At 67.6% G+C, this 21,903-nt stretch carries 17 protein-coding genes; 10 read left to right on the top strand and 7 right to left on the bottom strand.

The genetic code is table 11. The features are described from left to right. Positions 1–24 precede the first annotated feature (24 nt). Positions 25–762, bottom strand: a complete 738-nt coding sequence (locus GLP40_RS06815) for a TetR/AcrR family transcriptional regulator (protein ID WP_328289803.1) — start codon at positions 760–762, stop codon at positions 25–27. Positions 763–944: 182 nt separating this feature from the next. Here GLP40_RS06815 and GLP40_RS06810 point away from each other — a divergent pair, with 182 nt between their 5' ends. The 3 genes from GLP40_RS06810 to GLP40_RS06800 all read left to right on the top strand — a co-directional run bounded on the left by GLP40_RS06810 (position 945) and on the right by GLP40_RS06800 (position 4,357). Beyond that, entirely contained in the window at positions 945–1,502 is a 558-nt protein-coding gene (locus GLP40_RS06810; protein ID WP_154787000.1) for a hypothetical protein, read from the top strand. 446 nt (positions 1,503–1,948) lie between these two features. After that, a complete protein-coding gene (locus GLP40_RS06805) occupies positions 1,949–3,331 on the top strand; it encodes a PAS domain-containing protein (protein WP_328289802.1) in 1,383 nt (460 codons plus the stop codon). 126 nt (positions 3,332–3,457) lie between these two features. After that, complete coding sequence (locus GLP40_RS06800; protein ID WP_230329315.1) at positions 3,458–4,357, top strand: SAM-dependent methyltransferase; 900 nt, start codon at positions 3,458–3,460, stop codon at positions 4,355–4,357. 136 nt (positions 4,358–4,493) lie between these two features. Here GLP40_RS06800 and GLP40_RS06795 read toward each other — a convergent pair whose 3' ends face one another. The 3 genes from GLP40_RS06795 to GLP40_RS06785 are packed head-to-tail and all read right to left on the bottom strand — an operon-like array spanning position 4,494 to position 10,065. Further along, a complete protein-coding gene (locus tag GLP40_RS06795) occupies positions 4,494–7,886 on the bottom strand; it encodes a hypothetical protein (protein WP_154786999.1) in 3,393 nt (1,130 codons plus the stop codon). A 59-nt stretch (positions 7,887–7,945) separates the two neighbouring features. Next, positions 7,946–9,130 carry a hypothetical protein gene (locus GLP40_RS06790; protein WP_230329314.1) on the bottom strand — a complete coding sequence of 395 codons (1,185 nt, stop codon included), beginning with the start codon at positions 9,128–9,130 and terminating at the stop codon, positions 7,946–7,948. Beyond that, positions 9,130–10,065, bottom strand: coding sequence for a metal-dependent hydrolase (locus GLP40_RS06785; RefSeq protein ID WP_154786998.1), 936 nt, complete (start codon positions 10,063–10,065; stop codon positions 9,130–9,132). Before GLP40_RS06785 ends, GLP40_RS06790 begins: the two co-directional genes overlap by 1 nt. 173 nt (positions 10,066–10,238) lie before the next feature. Here GLP40_RS06785 and GLP40_RS06780 point away from each other — a divergent pair, with 173 nt between their 5' ends. From GLP40_RS06780 to GLP40_RS06760, 5 genes are all read left to right on the top strand, one after another. After that, positions 10,239–10,874 carry a TetR/AcrR family transcriptional regulator gene (locus GLP40_RS06780; RefSeq protein WP_328289801.1) on the top strand — a complete coding sequence of 212 codons (636 nt, stop codon included), beginning with the start codon at positions 10,239–10,241 and terminating at the stop codon, positions 10,872–10,874. 82 nt (positions 10,875–10,956) lie between these two features. Next, positions 10,957–12,213, top strand: a complete 1,257-nt coding sequence (locus GLP40_RS06775; RefSeq protein WP_328289800.1) for a glycosyltransferase 87 family protein — start codon at positions 10,957–10,959, stop codon at positions 12,211–12,213. Positions 12,214–12,558: 345 nt separating this feature from the next. After that, positions 12,559–12,906, top strand: a complete 348-nt coding sequence (locus GLP40_RS06770; protein ID WP_407671554.1) for a nitroreductase/quinone reductase family protein — start codon at positions 12,559–12,561, stop codon at positions 12,904–12,906. 27 nt (positions 12,907–12,933) lie between these two features. Next, positions 12,934–13,101 (top strand): LOG family protein, encoded by a 168-nt coding sequence (locus GLP40_RS06765; RefSeq protein WP_230329313.1) that lies wholly within the window; start codon positions 12,934–12,936, stop codon positions 13,099–13,101. Positions 13,102–13,205: 104 nt separating this feature from the next. Continuing rightward, positions 13,206–13,580: a hypothetical protein gene (locus GLP40_RS06760; RefSeq protein WP_154786996.1), complete on the top strand. Its 375-nt coding sequence runs from the start codon at positions 13,206–13,208 to the stop codon at positions 13,578–13,580. Here GLP40_RS06760 and GLP40_RS06755 read toward each other — a convergent pair. Together GLP40_RS06755 and GLP40_RS06750 are read right to left on the bottom strand one after the other, a co-directional pair. Further along, positions 13,577–14,266, bottom strand: coding sequence for a hypothetical protein (locus GLP40_RS06755; RefSeq protein WP_154786995.1), 690 nt, complete (start codon positions 14,264–14,266; stop codon positions 13,577–13,579). The two genes, GLP40_RS06760 and GLP40_RS06755, sit on opposite strands and share 4 nt — an antisense overlap. 222 nt (positions 14,267–14,488) lie before the next feature. Continuing rightward, on the bottom strand, positions 14,489–14,737 hold the full coding sequence (locus GLP40_RS06750) for a hypothetical protein (RefSeq protein ID WP_154786994.1): 249 nt from the start codon (positions 14,735–14,737) through the stop codon (positions 14,489–14,491). A 202-nt stretch (positions 14,738–14,939) separates the two neighbouring features. On the opposite strand from GLP40_RS06750, the gene GLP40_RS06745 reads away from it, so the two are divergent. Next, the gene (locus tag GLP40_RS06745) at positions 14,940–16,076 is read left to right on the top strand and encodes an alpha/beta hydrolase (RefSeq protein ID WP_154786993.1); all 1,137 of its coding nucleotides are present in this window, start codon (positions 14,940–14,942) and stop codon (positions 16,074–16,076) included. Between the two features lie 189 nt (positions 16,077–16,265). On the opposite strand, the gene GLP40_RS06740 is transcribed toward GLP40_RS06745, so the two are convergent. Beyond that, the gene (locus tag GLP40_RS06740) at positions 16,266–19,979 is read right to left on the bottom strand and encodes an arabinosyltransferase domain-containing protein (RefSeq protein ID WP_328289799.1); all 3,714 of its coding nucleotides are present in this window, start codon (positions 19,977–19,979) and stop codon (positions 16,266–16,268) included. A 381-nt stretch (positions 19,980–20,360) separates the two neighbouring features. Here GLP40_RS06740 and GLP40_RS06730 point away from each other — a divergent pair, with 381 nt between their 5' ends. Further along, the gene (locus GLP40_RS06730; RefSeq protein WP_154786992.1) at positions 20,361–21,866 is read left to right on the top strand and encodes an MFS transporter; all 1,506 of its coding nucleotides are present in this window, start codon (positions 20,361–20,363) and stop codon (positions 21,864–21,866) included. Positions 21,867–21,903 lie beyond the last annotated feature (37 nt).

The raw sequence follows: 21,903 nt of genomic DNA, 5'->3' as shown, positions 1-21,903 counted from the left end.
ACGTGGTCATCCCCCCAATTGTGGTCATTCCCCCAATGCTGCTTGCGACGCCTCCGGGGCGCTGGAGATGATGCCGATCACCGTTGCGACGAGTTGGCCTTCGGGATCGCGCAGTCGCGGCAACGATGTCCTGTTCACCAACAGGGATCCGAGAGTGAGATCTACCAGTTCGGCGCCGACCTGTTCGGCAGAGCTGCGCCCTTCCGGCTCGAACCACGTCCACGCCCATTGCGCGGCGCCGAAGACGAGCAGGCTGCGGATACTGGTATCGACGGGGTGAAAGTCACCGGACGCGACGCCCGCGTCGATCACGCCGCGCAGTATTCCGATGTAATGCCTCCGCAGCTTGCGGCCCTCGGAATCCTCGGCCTCCTGGGCGAGTCGTGCGACCTCGCGCTGGAATGCGACGGTCCGATTTCGGTCGTGCACCTGATACAGCATGGCCGCGTGCAACAGCCCGGCCAGCTGCTCGGGCGGTGTGGCGAAGGCGGACACAATTCGCTCCGCCTCATCCACTCGCCGCCGCATATAGGAAATATGCAGAGCCTCCAACAACCGCGCCTTCGTGCCGTAATGGTGCACGATCAAGCCCTGTGAGATGCCCAGCTCGCTGGCGACATCGCTGAAGCTCGTTCCGTCGTAGCCCTTCTCGGCGACATGGCGCGTGAAAATATCGAGAATCGCGCCAGACTTGCCTGGTCCCGCCGCACGCCCAGTCACTGATCCCGCCCCTCTTCGTCCAAATGTCCGGAACTCTAGCACCGACCGACCGCTCGACCAGTCGTTGACTGAGTGCGCAGTCAGTATTAGCATTATGCGCCGAGCCGCAGCGGCGCGCTCTTTACATCATCCATTCATCTCGAAAAAGTTGACCTACCGCCCATGTATCAACACGCATATCCCGCCGAGGCCGTCATCGAGCACCGAGCCTCCGAAGATTTCGCATGACCAGCTCTCTCTGGCAGCGCCAATTGTGGTCACCCGCGGACGCGGGTGTAGCGGCGTACGGGGATGAGGCGACGGACGCGGAATCGCTGCTGTCGCCAGATCAACTGCTGGCCGCGATCGCCGGGCGGCTCGCCGATCCGTTCCCGCTCATCACGTGGGCGAGGGAACTGGGCGATCTGCACGCCGCGTTGATTTCGGCGGTTTTGAATCCGCGGCAGAATGCGCCGGAGGTCACCGAGGCGGCGTTGTGCTCGGATATCGCGAAGGTTATCGACAAGATCAACTCTTGGGCCGCGTCCTCTGTACGCCACGACCGGTGCGCCCGCCGCCATACGCACACCTTCGGTGAGGTGATCAGTCAGGTCGCGAAGACCTACGCCGAGGCGTGGTGGACGGTGCTGCACAGTGACTGCGAGGAACTTCGGCACTCGGCGTGGGTCCATCTCGGCGAGGTTCGTGACGGTTACGCGCACCTCATCGGCGATATCCGGGCGGGCCGCGTTCAACTCCCGAGGGGCTGGCGAGGCATCCGGCACACCCGGCCCGCGGAGTGAAACCCATCCCGGGGCTCGCCGAAAGGCGAGGGCGGGATGGATCAGACGTCGATGACCCACGTTCGAAACGTGTGCGCTGTCACCCGCGAACGCGCAAGTACGCCATCCGGTGACACAGCTAGCGCTGGTTCTGGACTGTGGCATGAGGCGTGAGGCGGCCGGAGACGGTGTCGACGATGCTCAGGTTGGGCGGTTCCCCTTGTGTCTGTTCGCCGCCGGAGTCCGGGAACGGCACAGCGAACCGGTCGGCTCGACCCGCGAATCGATGATGTAACCGGTGGGACCTATGTCACTGATTCGAATGTCTTTCGGTCCCAATGTCCGATATCCGACTGCCCTTGCGATGGGGTGAATCCCGTTTGCCGACAGTCTCATTCAGCTGAATTGCGGTATGTATCACTCCGCCCCGCGGTGGTCGCCCGTTCTCGTTGCTCTACGGTTGCCCGGTGCTTACGTATGCAGAAGAGGTTGCGGATCAACTGGTCTCGCCGGTCGACGCGGGCGACCTGATCCTGGGGCCGACGGAACTGTTCTTCTCCACCACCGACCGGCGCGGTGTGATCGGCCTGGGGAATTCCGTCTTCGCCCGCGTATCGGGCTACGCGCTCGACGAGCTGGCCGGACGGCCGCACAATGTCGTCCGCCACCCCGATATGCCGGCCGGAATGTTCCGGCTGATGTGGGAACGGCTTGCCGATGGCCGACCGGTGGGGGCGTTCGTCAGGAACCGGGCCAAGGACGGAACGGCGTATTGGGTGTTCGCGATGATGAGCCCGGTGCGTGATGGCTATGTCTCGGTGCGGCTCGCTCCGTGCAGCCCGTATTTCGGCCTCGCCGAACAGGTTTACGCGCAGGCGCGCACCGCGGAGCAGGCAGCGCGCGGTTCCGGGAACGACCGCCGTGGCATCGCCGCGAGCGGCATGGCCGGGCTCGAGGAAGCACTGTGTCGCCACGGATTTCGTTCGTACGACGAGTTCATGCACGAAGCTCTGCCCGCGGAGATCGCGGCTCGCGGCAATCTGGTCTCGGCGACGTCACCGCGGCCGGACTTGTCCGGGCCCATCGGTTCCGTGCTCGCGGGCACCGCGCTGGTGGATGCGAGGCTCGCTGAGGTTGTTGGGCGATTGGGCGAATACCGGGAGCTGTGCGGCCGACTCATGACCGCCGCTACTCGGGTCGCCGACATCACCCGCCGCATCGATCGATCCGTTGTCGCGGCCAGGGATGCCTCCGAGCGGGTCGCCGCAGAGCATCCGGTGCTGCTCAATATCGCCCGGGTGATGGGTGAACCAATGAGCGAAGCGGTCGCCGCATTGCACACGCTGGGGCCCGAACTGGACCGGTTGCGTACGGCGGTGACGGAGCTGCGGTTCCGAATCTCGTTGGCCGCCTTGTACAACAGCATGGTCGCGGCCTTCGCCGCCGAAGTGGTCGACGGCGCGGCCCCGGCGCGCACGCTGAAGGCGGTACCCCTGCTGTGCGACGCGACCGCCATCGGGCTGTGCGATATGGCCGACCAGATGCGCGAGGTGAATGCGCAACTGTCGATCGTCGCGCACCAGACCGAACGGGCGAGTGCGGCACTGGACCGCTTCCGGCGCTTCCTCGGTCAATGGCGTCTGCGCGTCCTGCGGCACAAGGCCGGACCGGCGATCGGCGCGAAACTCGACCCCATCGACGCGGAGATCGCGGTGAGCTGGGAATGGATGGAACTCCTCCACGGTCTGGGACGGGAGTTCCGCTCCGGAGCGGTGGTTTTCGACTTCGTGACGGTCGAGGCGCAGCTTGCGGCGATCACGTTGGCCGCCGCCGAGTGCGATACCGACTGAAGGTCCCCGAGAGGTGGTCGAGGACCGGGCATACCTCGGTCCGAGATCCGGGGCGTGCGGGCGCGGTGGTGTTGTCGGTCGCGATCCGGCGAGGACGGTGTCCTCACGCTGACTTCCTGGCGAGGGTTGTTCACGATCGCGTCGTGCGAATCGCCCGGCTGCGGTATACCTAGCGTTATAAGGGGTTTCCAATCTCAGCACACGAGGAGACTTGCCGTGTCCGGTTCGATCGATTTGCATACCGATGTGCCGCATTCGGCTCGGATGTATGACTACTTCCTCGGCGGTAAGGACAACTACCAGGCGGATCGTGATGCGGCGGAAAAGGCGCTGCAGGAGTTTCCGGCGGTCCGGGTGACCGCGCGCACGAATCGTGAATTCATGCGGCACGCTACGCGATATCTGGCTGATCACGGTGTTCGCCAGTTTCTCGACATCGGGACGGGTATTCCGACGGAGCCGAATCTGCACCAGGTTGCTCAGGGGCTGGCTCCGGAGTCTCGGGTGGTGTACGTGGACAATGATCCGCTCGTGTTCGCGCATGCGAGGGCGCTGCTGGTGAGCTCGCCCGAGGGTCGGACCGCGTATGTTCAGGCCGATGCCGCGGATCCGGCGGCGATCCTCGCGGCGCCGGAATTGCTGGAGACGCTGGATCTTTCGCAACCGGTGGCCGTATCGCTGATGGCGCTGCTCCATTTCGTGCCCGGTGATGTCCACGAGATCGTGAAAACGTTGATGAAGCCGTTGGCGCCGGGCTCCTACCTCGCGATCTCGCACGTGACGACCGACTTCGACGACGGCGACTCGGATCCCGACGGCATGGCGCGCCTGCTGCAGGTCTACATCGATCGCGGTATCCCGGTGCGGCCGCGCACCCGTGACGAGGTCGCGCGACTGTTCGACGGGCTGGAACTGGTGGACCCCGGTGTGGAGGTGATTCACCGCTGGCGCCGCGAGGGCATCGAATACCCGCCCGGCCATGACAAGAATGTCTCGCTCTACGGCGGCATCGGCAAGAAGATCTGAGCACGGCGTCCCCGCCGACCCGCCCAGCCGTGGCGGGCCGGCCGACGCCGGCCGCCATCTACCGAATGCCGGAACCCTCCGAGCTTTGGTCGGCGCCACCGTCTTCTCCGAGCAGAGCGTCGCGTAATCACCGGGATCAGCCGCACGGGCACAGATTCCAGGCGCGTTGTTCGATTTCGAGATGGGCGGAGGCGCGGAGGTGGTCGAGCAGGCGCCGCCATTGCGGGGACCAGTCCGCGCGCGGGGCCCAGGTGGCGATGAGGGCAAGGGACAGGAGTTGGGCTGGGAGGGAAGGGTGTTCGGTGAGGGCGGTGGCGGCGGGGAGCATGAGCTGGGCGGGGACGCTGTGATCGCGCCGGGTGAAGTGGCGGGCCAGGGCGTAGTCGGTGAGGGTGGTGACATACAGGGGGCGGTCATGAAGAAGCGCGGCGAAGGACAGCAGACCGGTGGACAGGGCTTCGGCTGAGGCGGGGTCGGTGGGAAAGGGGAGCAGGTGCAGGGCCAGGGCGGCCGAATCCTCCAGGAAGAGTGGGTGAGTCGCCAGCCGGCGTTGCAGTTCGGCGGCAAGGTGGAGATCCGCGGCGGTCGGATGATCGCCGGCGATGCGGCTCGTGACGTGTCCGATGATGGAGCGCGCGCGGTGGCGGGCGGTATCGTCGCGGGGCGCCGTGAGCAGTGGATCGAGGACCGGGAGGATTTCGTCGCCGAGCACGCCGGCGTCGAAGAGAGCCAGCAGGATGGGCAGTTCGTCGGCGCCGCGGGGGTCGGCCGGGTCACTCACGGCCGCAATGAGATCGGTGCATCCGGCGGTGTAATAAGTGGCCCAGGACGAGAAGGCGCGGGTGGTGCGGAAGCGCACGCCCGGATCGTCGGAGGCGGTGAGGAGACGACGCGCGAGGACCGCGTAGCGGGGGCGGTCGGCGGGCGCGTAGTCGAGCGGGCCGGTCTGACACAGGGTTCGAATGAGGAGCTCCCCCGCGCCTGGAGCGGCCGCGTCCAGCAGCGCGTCGAGGGCGCGGGGATTCTCCGGCCAATGTTGCAGAGCCACGGCGAGAGCCGTCCGCACATCCCCGTGGAGATCCGGCTGATTCCATTGGCGCAGCAGCACATCCAGCGGCTCCACCCGATGCCGCTCCAGCAGGCGGGCCGCCTGCTTGCGGACGGTGATCTTGCGATCCGGCCCGGTCAGCGCCGCCACCAGCAACGGACCGAGAACCGATGGGCGCACCGAGCGCGCACAGCGGGCCATGGCGGCGACCGCGGCGGCCGAGGTCGATCCGGCGGCGTGGTCGAGCAACAACGCCATGGCCCGCGCGCTGCCCGAACGTGGCGATGTATCGGTCGATCCCGCGACAACCGGACAATCGCGTGCACCCACTCGGGCCGCGGCATCGAGCGCGGCCTCCGCGATCGGGATGTCCTCCTGGTCGGCCAGCTCGGCCAGAGTGGCGAGGCTGCCGGGCAGGAGACCGAGTGTCCGCACCGCATGCAGCCGCGTATCAACCGGCAGCGCGGTGTCTTTCGCCGCCGAGCCCATGACCTCGCGAACGTGATCACGCTGTGATTCGGTCCAGCGCGACGCCATCGACGCGGTGATCGCCGGCACCCAGCCGTCGTCCTCCGTACGCACGGCGGCGAGCGTCAGGGTGAGCAGATCACTGCGTTCACGTGCGACCACGCGCCACAGGTCGTGAACCGAGTTCAGCCGGGGATGCTCGATGAGAAGCCGCGCCAGCCGCCCGTCCCGCCGCGCCAACTCCGCGAACCAGAACCTCTCCCAGTGCTCACGCCGGACCGTGAGCTCGAACTCGTCGTGCGCACGCAGATCATCCTGGAGCTCGTCCAGCCGGTCGGCGCGCCGGCCGAACGAATTGACCAAAGCCATGGCCAGCGCGGTGCTGTGCCGCTCGCGCTCCTTGCTCAGGTGCGGCTCGAGGGCCGCGAGCAGCCGGACTTCCGCACCGCGCGGCAGCACTCGGTCCAGTCGATCGCGCCCGGAATCGAAGGACCGGTGCTCCTCGACCCGCCGTCGATATCGTCGCTCGATCCGGTAGGGCCGGTCCGGGTCGCAGCGCAGTACCTGATACCCGAACCGGCCGATCAGGCGCGCATAGGTTTCGAAGGCCCAGTCCATCAGCGCAGGAACGGAATTCGCGTCACAGTGCTGAATCACCCGCGACACCGATCGGCGCAACGCGTACATGCTGCGATCCGAGGTGTCGCGGGCTCGAACCACCGCGTCGGTGATGAGGGTGAGTGCGGGGACCAGGCCATCCTCGAGCACAGGAATGCGCAGCAGGGCAATACCTTCCAATACCTCCGCCCGGACCGGGTCCTGCTCGTGGCGGGTCCGGCGGGCGACCTCGTCGAGAACGACGCGCAGGGTCGCGGGATCGCCGGTCCGGACCGCGCACTCGATGAGCAGCGCCCGGGCCGCCCCGCGCATCCGCGCGTCACCGCCATAGGCCGCGGCCGTCAGCGCCTCCACCGCCTCCTCGAACGGCAGGTGCGCCGTCAGACGCAAGGGCAACATCGGATCGTCGAGCCGTCGCCGCGATGAATGCCACACGGAACCATGCCATTCCAGCATGCGGCGGGCCTCCGCGGCGGCCCGCCCGGCGGGCAACCAACGCAGTGCGGACTGGGTCGCGAGGCCCTTGGCCTGGTCCGCGTCCCGATCCAGCACCGCGTCGTACACCCCTTCGCGCAGGCCCGGTGGCAGCAGGGGGAGCGCATGCGGCAACTGCCAGGCCGAGATGAGCCCCACGATCGCGTCCGTCGGCAGGACGGGCCGGTGCGCGAGCAGCAGCGACTGCGCCGGATCGATGTAGTAGGCGGGGGTCCGCGACACCATGCTCGCGGTCCGCGCGGCATCGCAGCGGATGAGCGCCCGCAGCACCGGCGGGGACAGCTCGCCTCGCCAGCGGCCCCGCAAATGGCTGTCCAGAACATCCAGCGCGCGTTGAGGTTCCAGCCGGGCCGCTTCGGAGAACCCGCGCCGATAACGCCGCCACCAGTAGTAGTCGTGCGTCGTCACGCCGTCGATCGCGTCCAGCAGTGCCAGCGGATGTCCGCGGCCGATCGCCCGCCACGCCGTGCTCACGTGCAACAGCTCCGGCAGCAGCCGCGCCACTACACCGGTCGAGCAGGCCGGGAGCAGCGCCGCCGCTTCCCGATCGCCCCAGCGTGCGCGTACTTCCGGGAGTAAACCGTCGGCCAGCGCCGTGCGCCCGGTGTGTCGCAACGTCCGGTAGATCGCCCGCCGCAGGTCGGTCGGCGCATCAGCCAGGGCCGCCATGATCGCGGCATCGGACACCGGCAGCGTGCGCACGGCCCGCAGGGCCGCGCGACGCAGTGCCGGGTCCGGCCCGGCCAGCACACCATCGATATAGGCGAGATCGCGCGCGGCCATGGCCATGTGCAGCGCGAGCCGCGGACCGTCCGCACCGACCGCACTGAGCTGCGACAGTACGTCCGCTAAGGTTGAACTCCCGGCCAGTTGCCGGGCGGCGAGCGCCAATTCCCGCATGCGCCGGGAGTAGGGAAGAGTTTCATCGAGAGCCAGTGCTCGCACTGGCGTGAAGGGGCTCAACGGCCCGGGCGGAAACCGCCCTTCCATGAGATGAACATGCGATCAACAGTAGCGGATGGCTCCTGATTCTCCGAAGGGATTGCGGCGGGCCGAGTGGAAACGGCTGCGACGCAAGCGATGGCGATGGCGAAGCAGGCGAGGGTGTACCAGGGGTTGCCGATGGGGTCCCCATTGCGGGTGACGCCATCGGTGGCGTCCAGGAAATCGGGCAGGGCGGTGGCCCAGAGCACGCCCATGACAATGAGGTAGACCACGCTGTAGACGCGGACGAACTCGTTGTCGTAGCGCGCTTCGGTGGACCCGCTCTGCCGTAGCCGAGCCCAGCGGCGGTACAGCAGTGCGATCGCCACCACGCTGAGCACGATCAACTCGAGCGCGTAAACGACGCCGCGAACCGTAGTACTGCCCGCGCCGAGCACCGTGGCCGGCAGCGGCAGGATGAAGGTCCCGAGTGAGGCCAGCAGGCCGATCACGATTGTGCGCCATACCAATTGGAGCCCGGTGAAGCGCTCGCCCCCGTCGACGCGGCGGCCCACGAACCAGTACACGCAGAACGCCAGCGACATCGGCCACAGCGCTGCGAAGACCACCACGCTCGGCAGCGGCACCGAATCGAACATGGGCTGGTTCAACGGATTCGAGGTCGACCATTCCCACCAGCGCAGCTGCGGGCCGATGTGATCGAAGATCTCGTAGAACGCGTGGTGCACGAAGCCGGCACAGACCGACCCGGCGAGCGCGCCGTATGTGCGGAATACTCCGAGCATCCGGACGATTTCATACGCGATCGTCGCCATGAACGGATAGATCGCCACGATGTAGAGCGGCAGCCGTCCCCACAGGAAATCCACCGTGAAGACGTTGTGCGCGAACATCGTGTCCACATGCCCCGAAATACCGAACGCCGCAGGAAAATACAGCGGCGGCTCGATGATGAACAGGTACGCGGTGGCGCCGAACCACAGCACCAGATTGGTGGGATCGCCGTGCCGGCGCAGCCGCACGATGGCCCACACCAGCGCCAGTGCCGAGCCGAGGATCACGGTCAGCTCGAGGACCGGCAGCGTCCAGTTCTCCAGTGCCAGCGGATTTCTCACCTCGACCAGCCCGCCCGCCGTGTCGCAGGAGAACCCCAGCGAGGTGGCGAGCTGGTCGAAGGTGGATGCGCAATGGTCGGCCATCAATTCGCCTCCGCCCCGGCTGTTTCCGCGCTGTACCAGCGCGTCACATCGTAGCCGTCCTGGTAGCGCTGGAACCACACATCGGCCAGCGCGGGCGTGTTCTCGTGTGCCGGATCATGTTTGGGCAGCTGGCTGCGAATGATGCCGCGCAGCGCGATGAGCTGCTCGCCCAACGGCAGGGCGTCGAACGCCCGCGGGCCCGGACCCGCGTAGGGCAGCGCGAAGCGCGGCAGCAGCCGGCCCAGCCGCTGCTGGTAGCGATAGGTCGCGAACATCGCCAGTGCGTCGATCTTGCGATCCTCGAGTCGCACATGCTTGTTGAACCCGGCGCACGCCATCCGGACGACCTTCAGCACGTGCCGGAAAATGGACGGCGCCATCCGCATGCGGTACAGATCGCTGCCCACCACGGACTCGAAGATGATGAGCGCGGAACTGCGGTGCTCCACCTCCTCGACGAAGTGCCAGATGAACAGGGACGCGACCCGATCGTCGCCGGGCCGGAACAGCGCGGCCTCGTTGTCCAGCATCAGTTTGAACACCGAGGTGAAGGTGGCTTCCAGGTCGGCGGTGTAGGCCAGTCGATATTTCAGCGGCGTATTCGCGGTGAGCTTGTCGAATTCGCCGACCACCTCGTCGAGGGTCTCCTGCAAACCCGGATAGCTCCGGATCAATCCGCGCACATGCTGGCGGTGCGCGGTCGAATGCTGGCCCTCCTGGCGCATGAACGCGTCGGCTTCCTCGGCGACCGCGGGATCGGTGATCTGCGGTTTGGCCTGGGTGATCATCTGCACGATCATCTTCTCGAATCCGATGGCCAGGAACGACACCGCGTTGGCCATGCTCGAGAAGGCCGGGTTCTCCGGATTCCAGAGAAACGGCACCTCGTGGTCTTCGAATGCGAAAGTCAGCTTCCGCACGATCAAATCCGTCATTTCGGCGATACCTCGTCTTCCGGAGGTGGATGGGTCCAATGGCCCGGTCGCGCGCTCCGATGCCGTTGTGAACATACAAACATACATGAGACTGTTCAAGTGTATGATTAGAAATCCCTGCTCAGCGGGGCTGCCGTGCGGGGTGGCGTGAGCCCGCGTGTTACGGTCGGGCCGTGGCACGAAGGCGCGGGTGGGGCGGGAGTCCGCCGGAGAACGATGCGGAGGCGTCCCGTCGAATAGTCGCCGCCGCAGTCGAATTGATCGCGCGCACCGGCGCGGAGATCAGCATCGCCGACGTCGCGGAATCCCTCGGCGTCATCCGGCAGACGGTGTACCGATACTTCCCCAGCGCGGACGCGCTCATGCGGGCCTCGGCCATGGCCTCCGTGGACGATTTCCTGGACCGGCTGGCCGCGCACGTCAGCGGTATGACCGATCCGGTCGAGGCCATGACCGAGGGTGTCGTCTACACCCTCGCCGAGGTGAGGCGGACACCGCACCTCGGCATTCTGCTCACGGCCACGTACTCCAACTCGGGCCCGGCCGGGGTCACCTCGGAGGAGGCGCAGGCCTTCGGCATCACCATGATCAAGCGCTTCGACGTCGACTGGCGGCGCTACGGCTACGATGACGAATCCCTGCGCGAACTGGTGGAATTCCTGCTGCGCACCATGCAGTCGTTCTTCATCTCACCGGGCAATCCGCCGCGCGGCGATGACGAACTGCGCCGGTATCTGCGCCGCTGGATGGGTTCGGCGATCATCGCCCAGGCGAGCTTGGTGTCGGGCGCGCCCCACGGGCGGTCGTGAGCTGTCAGGCCGTTCACTAGGCTGACCCGTTGTGTCCGATTCGCGCTCGAGGGATGTTTCTCGCTCCGTTACAACACTTTTGGTGCTCGCCGTGAGCGCCGCGGCGGCCTTGGCGCTGGTGTTCGCGTCGGTCGATCCCCGGCTGGAGAAGGCGGGAATCCTCGCGGGCGGGCTGGACGTGCACATCTACCGCGAGGGCGCCTGGCGGCTGCTGCACGGGTATTCGCTGTACCGGGGCGAGACCGTCGGCGGGCTGCTGTACACGTATACGCCCTTCTCGGCCATCGTGTTCCTCCCCGGACTGGCCGTTCCCGCTGCCTGGCTCACCGATGCGTTCCTGCTGGTGAATCTCGTTGTGCTGTATGCTTGTGTGCTGCTGTGCTGGCGCATGCTGGGCTATCGGCTGAGCCCGAGGCTCGCGAGTATCAGTGCGCTGCTGGCGATTACGTGTGTTTTCCTCGAGCCGGTGCGCACCACGCTGTTCTACGGCCAGATCAATCTGGTGCTGATGCTGCTGGTGCTGTGGGATTTCTCGCGGCCCGATGGCGGGCGGTTACGGGGGCTGGGTGCCGGCTTGGCGGCGGGGATCAAACTCGTGCCCGCGTTCTTCATCGTGCAGTATCTGGTGCTGCGCCAATGGCGTTCGGCCGCGACCGCGACCGTCGCGCTGGCCGCGACGATCGCCCTGGCCTGGATCGTCTCGCCGAGTGATTCGCGGGAGTACTGGTTCTCGACCTTCTTCCATTCCGAGCGCATCGCACCGGACACCGAGCCCGCCAACCAGTCGATCCGCGGGGTGCTCGCGCACCTGACCGGCGGCAGCGCGCCGATGTGGCTGTGGCTGGTCCTCGCGGGGGTGGTCGCGGGCGCGGGGCTGACGATCGTCGTCGCACTGGACCGCTGTGGTGAGCGCCTGCTCGCGGTGACGCTGGGGGGAATGACGGCATGCGCGGTATCTCCCTTCTCCTGGGGCCACCACTGGGTGTGGTTCGTCCCGCTGCTCGTTCATCTGGTGTACCGGGCACAGGCCCGGCCGCAATGGTGGCTCGCCGCCGCGGGGCTGGTCGTCGCGACCGGTGCCTGGACCTACCAATGGACTCCGGATTTCGCCTCTGTCGGCGTCTTCGTCCTGCCCAAGCCCTGGCACACGGAGCCGATCCTGGAGAACGCTCACGTCATCGTGTATGTATTCGCGCTGCTGTACGGATTGTCGGTGGCGCGGCGCGCGGAGGCCGCCGCCGTACGTTTTACTCACTGCGATTTGCCCGGTCGATGCCGTGAAGCGGACGGCATAGCCGGGACAATTCACAGCAAACATTCTTTGGCCGAAGAAGTGTGACCTGACATCGAATTTTGTTCCCTTCCAGGGTATTTGCCGGATATTCCTGAGCTGCGCGGCAATTCATTGCCATCCGTCCGATCTTCGGCAACGAATAGATAATCAGCACAGTTGTCGGTTCGAGATAGAACCGACTGGTTAGTGATGTTTGTTCACATTTAAAGAGAAAGGAAAGCGCATGATTCCGCACTTCATCGGTGACGTCATCGCGGCCGTGAACGATCTCCTCACGAGGTTGCTCGTCCCCTAGAGTCGCCCGGCCCGGGGCGGTTCGCCGCCCCGGGCCGCTGGCCGAGGGTTCGGCCCCGGGCTGTTACCGTGCCCTGACAAGGAGGGCACATGGCACTGAAAAATGTTGTGGCACACATGGTGAGCGTGGCCAATGCCGGTGTGGTGGCGCTGACCAAGCTGCCGGTGATCGGCCCGATCATGGGCCGCGGGTTCGTCGTCATCGCCTATACCGGTCGGCGCTCGGGCAAGACCTTCTCCACCCCGGTCAACTACTGGCGCTCGGGGGACGAGCTCGTCATCGGCGTCGCCATGCCGGACAAGAAGAACTGGTGGCGCAATTTCCAGGGTGCGGGCGCGCCGATTTCGCTGCGCCTGAACGGCGTCGACCGCACCGGTCACGCGGTGACGCAGCGCGACAACGGCCGCGTCTGCGTGCGTGTCACGCTCGACGACAAGGTCTGAGCCGCGCGCCCGCCGACTGGCGATACGGTGGCCCCCGACCTCGGCGAGCGCCATACGCGGCACGCGGGAGTTCGCGGAGCTGTCTACGACGGGCTGCTGACCCAGTTCGAGCGTACGGAGTCCGAGGGCTTCCTGCCGGCGCCGCTGGCGGACCAGGTGTATTTCGCCGACGATCCCGCGCAGGTCACGGCGTAGCTCGAGGGCGCAATCCGGCACGGCTGACCGGCCCGATTCGCATTGCCTCGCCGCGGCGTCCATGCCAGCCTGGATGACGGATAGGACGTCTCGAGGAGGCAGCCGTGCGGATCCGGACAGGACTCGAGGAGCGGTCGGCGCTGCGCGTCACCGTCGATTTCACCGATGCGGCGCATCGGTCGCTGGGCGTGGGCTGGTCGGTGGACGCGGCGGTGCGCAAGCGGTTCGAGTCCGCGCGAATCTTCCTGGTGGCTCTCGGATCCCGGCCGTGCCGGACGTATCTGGGACTGGTCGACTGGCAGGACCGGACCTCCATCCAGCTGCCCGAGGCACTGCCCGCGGGCGCGTATGCGATCGATATCGACGCCTACGGCAGCGCCAGCTGGGGCGATGGCCGCCTGGACGCGCGCGGCCGCAGCGCCGCGTTCACCGTCGAATCGACGGTCGTGGGCGAATCCGCGGGCGGCGGAGACGATTAGCGGGGTCCGGGGCCGGCGGCGAAATCGACCGGACCGAGCAGATCGGCCACGCGCGAGAGCTGTCCGGCGTACCAGGGAATCAGGTTCGGATCCTTCAGCTTTCCCGCCGGGGTGAAGCCGAGCAGCTCGTTGCCGACCAGGCTCCACTGCGGCACCGCGCCCGCGATGTGCGCGGCGACCAGATGTGGGCCGACCATGGCCTTGGCGTATCCCGCATCCGCGGCGTCGATGCGGAACCGGGCGTCGAACATGACATTGCCGGTCGCGGTCGGCTTGTCGCCGAACAGCGCCCTCCCGAACTGCGACATCATTCCGCGCTCGCGCACCGCGAGTGACGGATGCGCTCGGTCCAGCAGCACCAGCACGGCGATGTAGCGGTGGGTCTTGGCAGTCGTGGATTCGCCTGTGCTCGACGTGGTTTCGTAGCGGTATTCGGCCACGGTCACCCAGCGCCCGTTCACGATTCCGGTCAGGGTGACCCCGAGGCCGCGGCGATTGCGGCCGGGCAGCCGCGTGGTCCAGGGCGCGGACGATCGTTCCTGGAACGTCCAGCCGTTCGCCTTGGCCCACTCGTGCAGTCGTCTCTTTCGATCCCGCTCGGCGAGAACCGCTATGGGCAGCAGCACCGCCAGCAGCATCAGCGGAATGCCGATCAACACGCCGAGGACGAGTACCGCCGCTTCCATCCGTGCCCCCTTCGCCGGTGTTCGGTCCCCGTGGGACCGAACCATTCACGATGCCAGCCTTCGCGAGAAATCTTCCGGGTCGCCTAACGAATCATTGCGACGCGGAGGTGTCGCCGATCTGCTCGGCTATCTGGTGGGGTCGATGGACGCGGCCCCACGCGATCCGAGAGTGGCTCGTTCTCACGAAGGTTCACCATCTGAAGTGCGGCGCCATGCGCGTGCTTACCGCCGCCTGCACCGCCACCGGCTCGGCCGCCGCGTGCGGCGGTACACCGTCGCGGTGATCCGCGAACCCATGGAATCATTCACAGAGAAGTACTCGCCGCCAATTGCCGCTGCGGCGCAGGCTATTTCATCGATCGAGCCGTGAATGTCAGCGGCGCCCATCGGGGTCAATCGCAGCTCCACCGCGCCCACGCGTTCGAAACCCTCAGTGGGAGCTGGACTGAGCTCTTCGGCCATGGTGCGCATCGGTTCACTCTCCGCTCCCCGCAGCGGCTGGTCAAGAGGTTGTCGCATCAGCTGTCTGGGCCGCAATCGGATTCGGGGAGACCGGACCCCGCGGCAGCGGATATGCTGCTCGGCGAACCGCCGCGCCGGGAACAGGGGAGCGGGGGAGGATCGAGGGGTGCGGCCGTGGTGCGGCCGTGGAGCGGAAAGGCAATAACAGGATATGCGGGGTGGATGGGCCAAGCGGGGCCTGGTGGGAGCCGCGGTGGCCGCCTTGTTGCCATTCGGGGCCATGACGACCGGACCGGCCACGGCGGACACGAATCCGAATGCGTTCGACTTCTATGTCGACTCCAGCATGGGTTCGATCAAGTCCCGGATCGTGCGGGCCGCGGACGGCAATACCGACCGGGTGGTGTACCTCCTCGACGGCGAACGCGCGCAGAACGACTACAACGGCTGGGAGATTCACACCAGCATCCCGGCGGCGCTGGCCAAGTTCAATATCAATGTGGTGATGCCGGTCGGCGGTGAGTCCAGCTTCTACCAGGACTGGGACGCTCCGAGCAGCTTCGGCGGCGTCAATCCCGACGCCTCGCTGTTCCCGAGCCGGGATTCCGGTTCGGCGGTCGCGGGCTGGGACGAGACCTCCGGCAAGTCCTACACCTACCAGTGGGAGACCTTCCTCACCCAGAACCTGCGCGACGCCCTGCGGGATCGTCTGGGGTTCAGCGACTCTCGCAATGGCATCTTCGGGCTGTCCAGCGGCGGCAGCGCGGCCCTGCTGATGGCCGCCTACCACCCGGACCAGTTCAACTACGCCGGCTCGCTGTCGGGCTACCTGTACATGTCCGCGCCCGGCATGCGCGACGCGCTGCGCCTGGCCCTGCTGGCCGCCGGTGGCTACAACATCGACTCCATGGCGGCCGCGGGCAGCGCCAAATGGCAGCGCATGGACCCGTACGGCTTCGCGCAGAAGCTGATCGGCAACAACACCCGCCTCTACATCGCCGCGGGCAGCGCCGTCCCGGCCCAGCAGGACCTGTCCTCGGCCGACGCGGTCATCCAGGGCATGCCGCTCGAGGGCATCGCCCTCGCCAACACCAAGGCCTTCCAGGCGCGCCTGCAGGACCTGGGCTACGACAACGTCAGCTACGACTTCCCGAGCATCGGCGTCCACAATTGGGGCAACTGGGAGCAGGTGGCCAACCGCATGCTCCCCGATATCGCCCAGCACATCGGCAAGCCGCTGCCCCCCGGCGTCCAGCCCGCCCAGCCTCCCGCCGACGGCCCCGGCGGCGGCCAGCCCCCGAACGGCGAACAGCCCGCCGGTGGCCCGGCCCCCGGCCCACAGAACTGACAGCGGCAATCGAAAGATCCGCCGTCGCCCGTCACCCGGGCGGCGGCGGATCCATTTTCGTGCAGGTCCGCTGCTCGAATTATGTCGCGGCACAGCCGATCCCGGCGATGATCACGTAATGAGCAATGACGCGGAGATCGTGACGCTCACCCGAAACCCTCTCCCGACGTCGCGCCGCCACCAGCTCGTCTAGTGGCTCTGGGCGGGGTCGGGGGCGGCCTTGATGGGAGTGTCGTCGACCCAGCCCCAACGGGATTCGACTCGGACTGTCACCGGGGCGGTCGGGGTTTCGACGTAGGGGGTGAGCTTTTGGAGCTCGCCCCAGTCCCGGGTCCAGTCATGGTCGAGGTAGGCGGGGATGGTCCGGGAGCGGAGGAGGAGGGTGGACCAGCCCAGGGGGCCGCCGCCGGAGTCGCCTTGCCAGGATTCGGAGACCTGGGCGTTGAGTTTGTCGGGGAGGATGCGCCAGGTGGGAAGTTGGGCGACTCCGTCGCGGTGGCCGAGGGGGCGTTGGCAGGGGAAGGCCAGGCCGACGTGGAAGTCGGTGAGGACCGGGGCATCGTGGCCGACCACCGTGTCGAGGGTGGCGAGGTGGGGCAGGCGCGGCGGGGTGAGGGCCAGCCATTGTTTCCCGGTGGGGTCGTCGGTGCTGGCGACCAGGCGGATCGCAGTGGTCTGTGCGGGGATTCGGTCGAGGGGGATGGGGAGGTTGCGCCAGCCGGGGGCGCCACCGACGGTGGGGGCTTCCAGTGTGGACAGGGGCTGGATGGCGCCGTCGTCGGTGCGGTGGGCGAACTCCAAGCGCAGCCGGGCGCCGTCGATCCGGTGACCCTGTTCCTCGCCCGCGATGCGGCCGGCGACGGTCAGGACCAGTACTCGGTAGCTGGAATCCTGTTGGGCCGCAGCTAGATCCATGCGGTACCACTGCGTGGTGAGATGGGCGGGCTGGGGCTGGGCGGTGGTATAGCTGCCCAGGACCGGGGTGCGTTTGGGATCGAGGCCGTAAGGGAGGGCCACGGTGCTGCCGTTGATGCCGGCCTCGGCCTGGGGCTTGTCGACGGGGGCCCCGCCGGGCGGCGTGGTGGGCTGCTTGCGGCCGCCCCCACCGGGGCCGCCGCCCTCGGGGGCGAGATCGCCGACGCCGTTGGCGGTGAAGCCGCTGTTGTCAGCGGCGAGTCCATCGGCCGCGGCGCCGGTGTAGGGCTGGAGGAGCGAGTCCTCGGGTTCGGTCTCCACCAGCACGTCATCGGCCATGGCGCAGGGTTTGCCCTGCAGGGCACGCAGATTCGACAGCGCGACCGAGTAGGCGGGGTACTGCGTCCAGGCGGCCGAGGCCATGGTGGCGACTTCGAACGCCACCAGCAGGGCGGCGGCGACCGTCAGCGGCCGGAGGGCGATACGGTCGAACACGTTGGAAGACTTGTCGTTTCCGGACGAGAGATAGGGCTCGCGGTAGTACTGCCAGGCCGCCACCAGCAGGCACAGCGCGCCCGGACCGAAGATGAGTGAGGCGACGGTCGTGCTGCCGATCAGCGGCGCGCGATCCGGCCAGCGCACGCCGTAGCCGGACACGTACCACCAGCCATTGGAACCGGTGAAGCAGAATGCCACCAGGAACAGCACCGCCGCCGCGAACAGCGAGCGCAGGTACCGCCGCCGAACGGCATCGCCGCCCACCGCGACCGCCGTCACAGCCGCGAGCGCGCCCGCCAGTCCGGCGTAGACGCCGAAGTGGTGGGTCCACTTGGTCGGTGTGAAGGCCATGAGCAGCAGCGACATGACAGCGATGCCGAGAACCCGGGCGACCGGGCCGCGCGCGGTGTCCGGAATCCGCCCACCCGTGCGCAGCGCCACCGCGACGCACACTCCGAGGCACAGCAGCATGGCGAGCACGCCGAAGCGGCGCGACAGCGAGCCGTCCGGCGTCAGCGACAGCAGCGAGATCCAGCGAGTCGGCTCGTCTGGCCAGGAGAGGTTGGGGCCCACCAGCTTTCGGACCCGCGTCGCCTCCGCGACCGAGGCGAGCGTTTGATCGGCGAAGACCACCGTCAGCACCAGCGTGCCCGCCGCCAGGACGGGCGTGATCCGCGCGAGATAGCCGAGCAGACCGCCGGATTCGGCCCGGACCTGCGCGATGAGTATGTGCAATACCCGCCGTGAACCAGCGAAAAGGGCTGCCAGGCAGATCAATCCGGAGGGACCGGCCGCCAGCGAGAAGGCCGCGATGAGCACCGCCACGGCGGCGGGCAGCAGGCGGCGGGTCGCGATGGCGCGCTCGATGGAGCACCAGGTGAGCACGGCGCCCAGGGCGATCAGCGGCTCCGGTCGCAGGCCGTTGTTGTACGGCAGCCACAACGCCAGGAAGACCAGCGCGGCGGTCCATCTCGGCGCCGCACCGATCCGTACCCGGGAACCCAAGCGCGGCAACACTTCCCGGCTGATCACCCACCAGGACAACACCCCGGCCGACAAGGCGGGCATCCGCATCCAGAGGCCGGCATCGGTGAGGCGGGTCATCTGCGCGAGCAGTTCGTACGGCCACCCGAACGGCGCCTCGGCGACGCCGTACCAGCGGTAGTAGTTGGCGGTGTATCCGGCGTACCTGGAGACCCGCGCCATGGTGAGGATGTAGCCGTCATCGGAGGTATTGGCCCCGATCACATGCCAAGCACCCAGCGTCACGAGCACGACGGCGTCGGTGCGCGTGAACCGCCACCAGCGGGCCGGAAGGAATCGCCGCCGACGCCGCCCGTCCGTGGCATCGATGAGGTACAGGCAGACCAGCGCGACCAGCGTGCACAGCACCGCACCCGCCGTAGCCGCCGATTTCAGCGCACTCGGGCTCGACGAGAACCGCGAATCCACCTCGGCATGCAGCGTGGCGCCACGCAACCGGGTGCGGTCCAGGTCGGTGTACACGCCGACGATCTGCGGCCGCACATCCTGCGTGAGCGTGGTCCGCAACGGTGTGCCGTCCTGCCTTTCGAGCCCGGTCAGCTCGGCGGTGGTGGCGTCCGCGGCCGAATGCACGACGAGCGCACCGCAACCGCCGTGCTGGGCCAGATTCGGGGTCAGCCCGGTCCCGGTCCCGGGCCCGGTCGCCGTACCCCCGGAGTCATTGCCGCTCGACGGCGGCGCCGGCGCATCAGCGGGCGGTGTGCTGCCGGGCGGCGGTGTGCTGCCGGGCGGCGGCGCGGCTCCGGCCGGCGGGGTCGCACCCGATGACGGGGCGCCGCCGGGTGGCGGTGTCGCACCCCGCGCCGGGTTCGAGCCCGTCGGCTGAGTCGCTCCGGGCGCAGGGCTCGCACCCGATGGCGAGGCCGCACCGGGCGGCGGGGTCGCTCCTGACGGGGGCGTCGCCCCGGGCGCAGGGCTCGCACCTGACGGAGGCGTCGCGCCGGGTAAGGGGTTTCCTCCCGATGGAGGCATGATGCCGGGTGCGGAGGTCGGTGTGGTTCCGCCCTGCGGGACGACGCCGGACGGTGAGGTGATAGCCGGGTCGGAAGCCGTTCCGACGCCGGTCATTTCGAATACGGACGCGGTGAGCAGCGGGATGTTCCGCAGCGTCACCGACAGCGTGCGACCGGTCCCCGGCTTGTCCTCGATGCGCGCGATCAGCCCCTTGTCGGCGCCGCCCGGCGCCTGCGCGGGCACCGTCGACAGCACGGTCCCGCTCGGCATATCCCGCAGCACCGCGCACGGCACACTCACATCCATCGACAGCGGCACATAGTCCACCAGCGGGGCGGTCAGCTGGGCCGCCTGCGCCTGGGGCCAATCGATACCGGCCCGATCCTGCCGAACCGGCAGCAGCGGTGTGAGCACCGCCAGCACGAAACCGAGCACCCCCGCCACGAGGGCGATCAGTCGAATTGAGAAAACTCCCCCGGAAACTGAACGCACGAACGCCGATGCTAGCCATAGCGTTCGAGAAACTCATCGCCGAATAGCCGGGCCCGTACGCGTCCGGCCGCTGGTCACACGCATAACGGCTGGTGACGGCCGATCGGGCACCTTCGCGCCCCATCCGGACTCGTCGATCGTATTCAGCCCCATGCCATTTCCCCTTGGCGACCTCGGTGCCGAGGTTCGCGCGATCCGCAGACCCGCATCCGGGTGGGCGGACAGCATCTGCTCGCCTGGCGGCGTCCGGGGAATCGGACGGCCGGGATGCGGTCTTTCACGCATTACCGCAGTCGAGCCGCGCCCCTCGCGGGCGGCGTTATCGTTTGCCCCGGCGCAGGGTGGGTAGACAGAGTACGCGGACCGTAGTCAGGAGTCGTGATGGCGGAGGTGCTCGACGAAGGCGGCGTGGTGCGGACCCTGGTGCCCGCTCGGATCGATCGATTGCCGTGGTCGAGATTCCACACCCGGCTGGTGGTCGCGCTCGGGGTGGCGTGGATTCTGGACGGCCTCGAGATCACGGTGGCCGGCGCGGTCGCCGACACCCTGACCAAACCCGAGACGCTGCACATGTCTTCGACCTCGGTCGGCCTGATCGCGACGGTGTACCTGGCGGGCGAGGTGGTCGGGGCGCTGGTGTTCGGCAACCTCTCGGATCGGCTGGGCCGGCGCAAGCTGTTCCTGGTCACGTTGGGCATCTATCTGCTCGGAAGCGGGCTCACCGCCGTCACATCGGGCAATAGCGCGGGCTGGGTGATCTTCCTGTACGTCACCCGATTCGTCGCGGGCACCGGCATCGGCGGTGAGTACGCGGCCATCAATTCCGCGATCGACGAGCTGATTCCGGCCCGATATCGCGGTCGAGTCGATATCGCGGTGAACGGAACCTATTGGGCCGGAGCGATTATCGGCACCCTGGGCACCTTCATCCTGCTCGATCAACTGAGTCTGTCGCTGGGCTGGCGGCTCGGCTTCCTCATCGGTCCGGTGCTGGGCCTGGTGATTCTGCTGGTACGCCGTCATCTTCCGGAGAGCCCGCGATGGCAGATCATGCACGGCCGGGCCCGCGCCGCCGAGGAGTCGATCGAGGAGATCGAGCGCGAGGTGGAGGCCACCGGTGTGCGGTTGCCGCCGGTCGACGAGTCCCGCGCCATGGACGTGAAACCCACCGATCGCATCGGGTACGTGGCCCTGACCCGGGTGCTGTTCCGTCAGTACCCGCGCCGCGCGATCCTCGGCGCGAGTCTCATGATCAGCCAATCGTTCCTGTACAACGCGATCTTCTTCACCTACACACTGGTGCTCGGCAAGTTCTACGGGGTGCCGTCGGCTTCCACGCCCCTCTACCTGATCGCCTTCGCGGTCGGAAACCTGGTGGGGCCGCTCACCACCGGGCATCTGTTCGACACCATCGGCCGCCGCCGCATGATCTCGGGCACCTACATCCTGTCCGGGATGCTGCTGGCGATCTCGGCGGTCCTGTTCTACGCCGGGGTCCTCAACGCGATCACACAGACGGCCTGCTGGTGCGTCATCTTCTTCTTCGCCTCGGCGGGCGCGAGTTCGGCGTATCTCACGGTGAGCGAGATCTTCCCGCTCGAGGTGCGGGCGAAGGCGATCGCCGTGTTCTTCGCCATCGCACAGTGCTTCGGCGCGCTCGGGCCGGTGATCTACGGTGCGCTGATCGGCGACGGCTCCCATCCGGTCCGTCTGTTCTTCGGCTATCTGCTCGGTGCGGCGATCATGATCGCGGGCGGGCTGGTCGCCTACTTCCTGGCCGTCGACGCCGAGGGGCGTGCGCTCGAGGACGTCGCGGTGCCGCTGGCGGCCGCCGGGCGGGAGGGACAGACCCGGGCGGAGGGTGCGGGCTCACCGTTCTCGACCTGAGTTCGGCTCGCCCGCAACCGGCCTCACGTGGCGATCG

The sequence above is a fragment of the Nocardia aurantiaca genome (assembly GCF_009708175.1).
Taxonomy (GTDB): domain Bacteria; phylum Actinomycetota; class Actinomycetes; order Mycobacteriales; family Mycobacteriaceae; genus Nocardia; species Nocardia aurantiaca.
The sequence above is the reverse complement of the archived record's forward strand: the minus strand, read 5'-3'. Positions and strand labels throughout refer to the sequence as shown.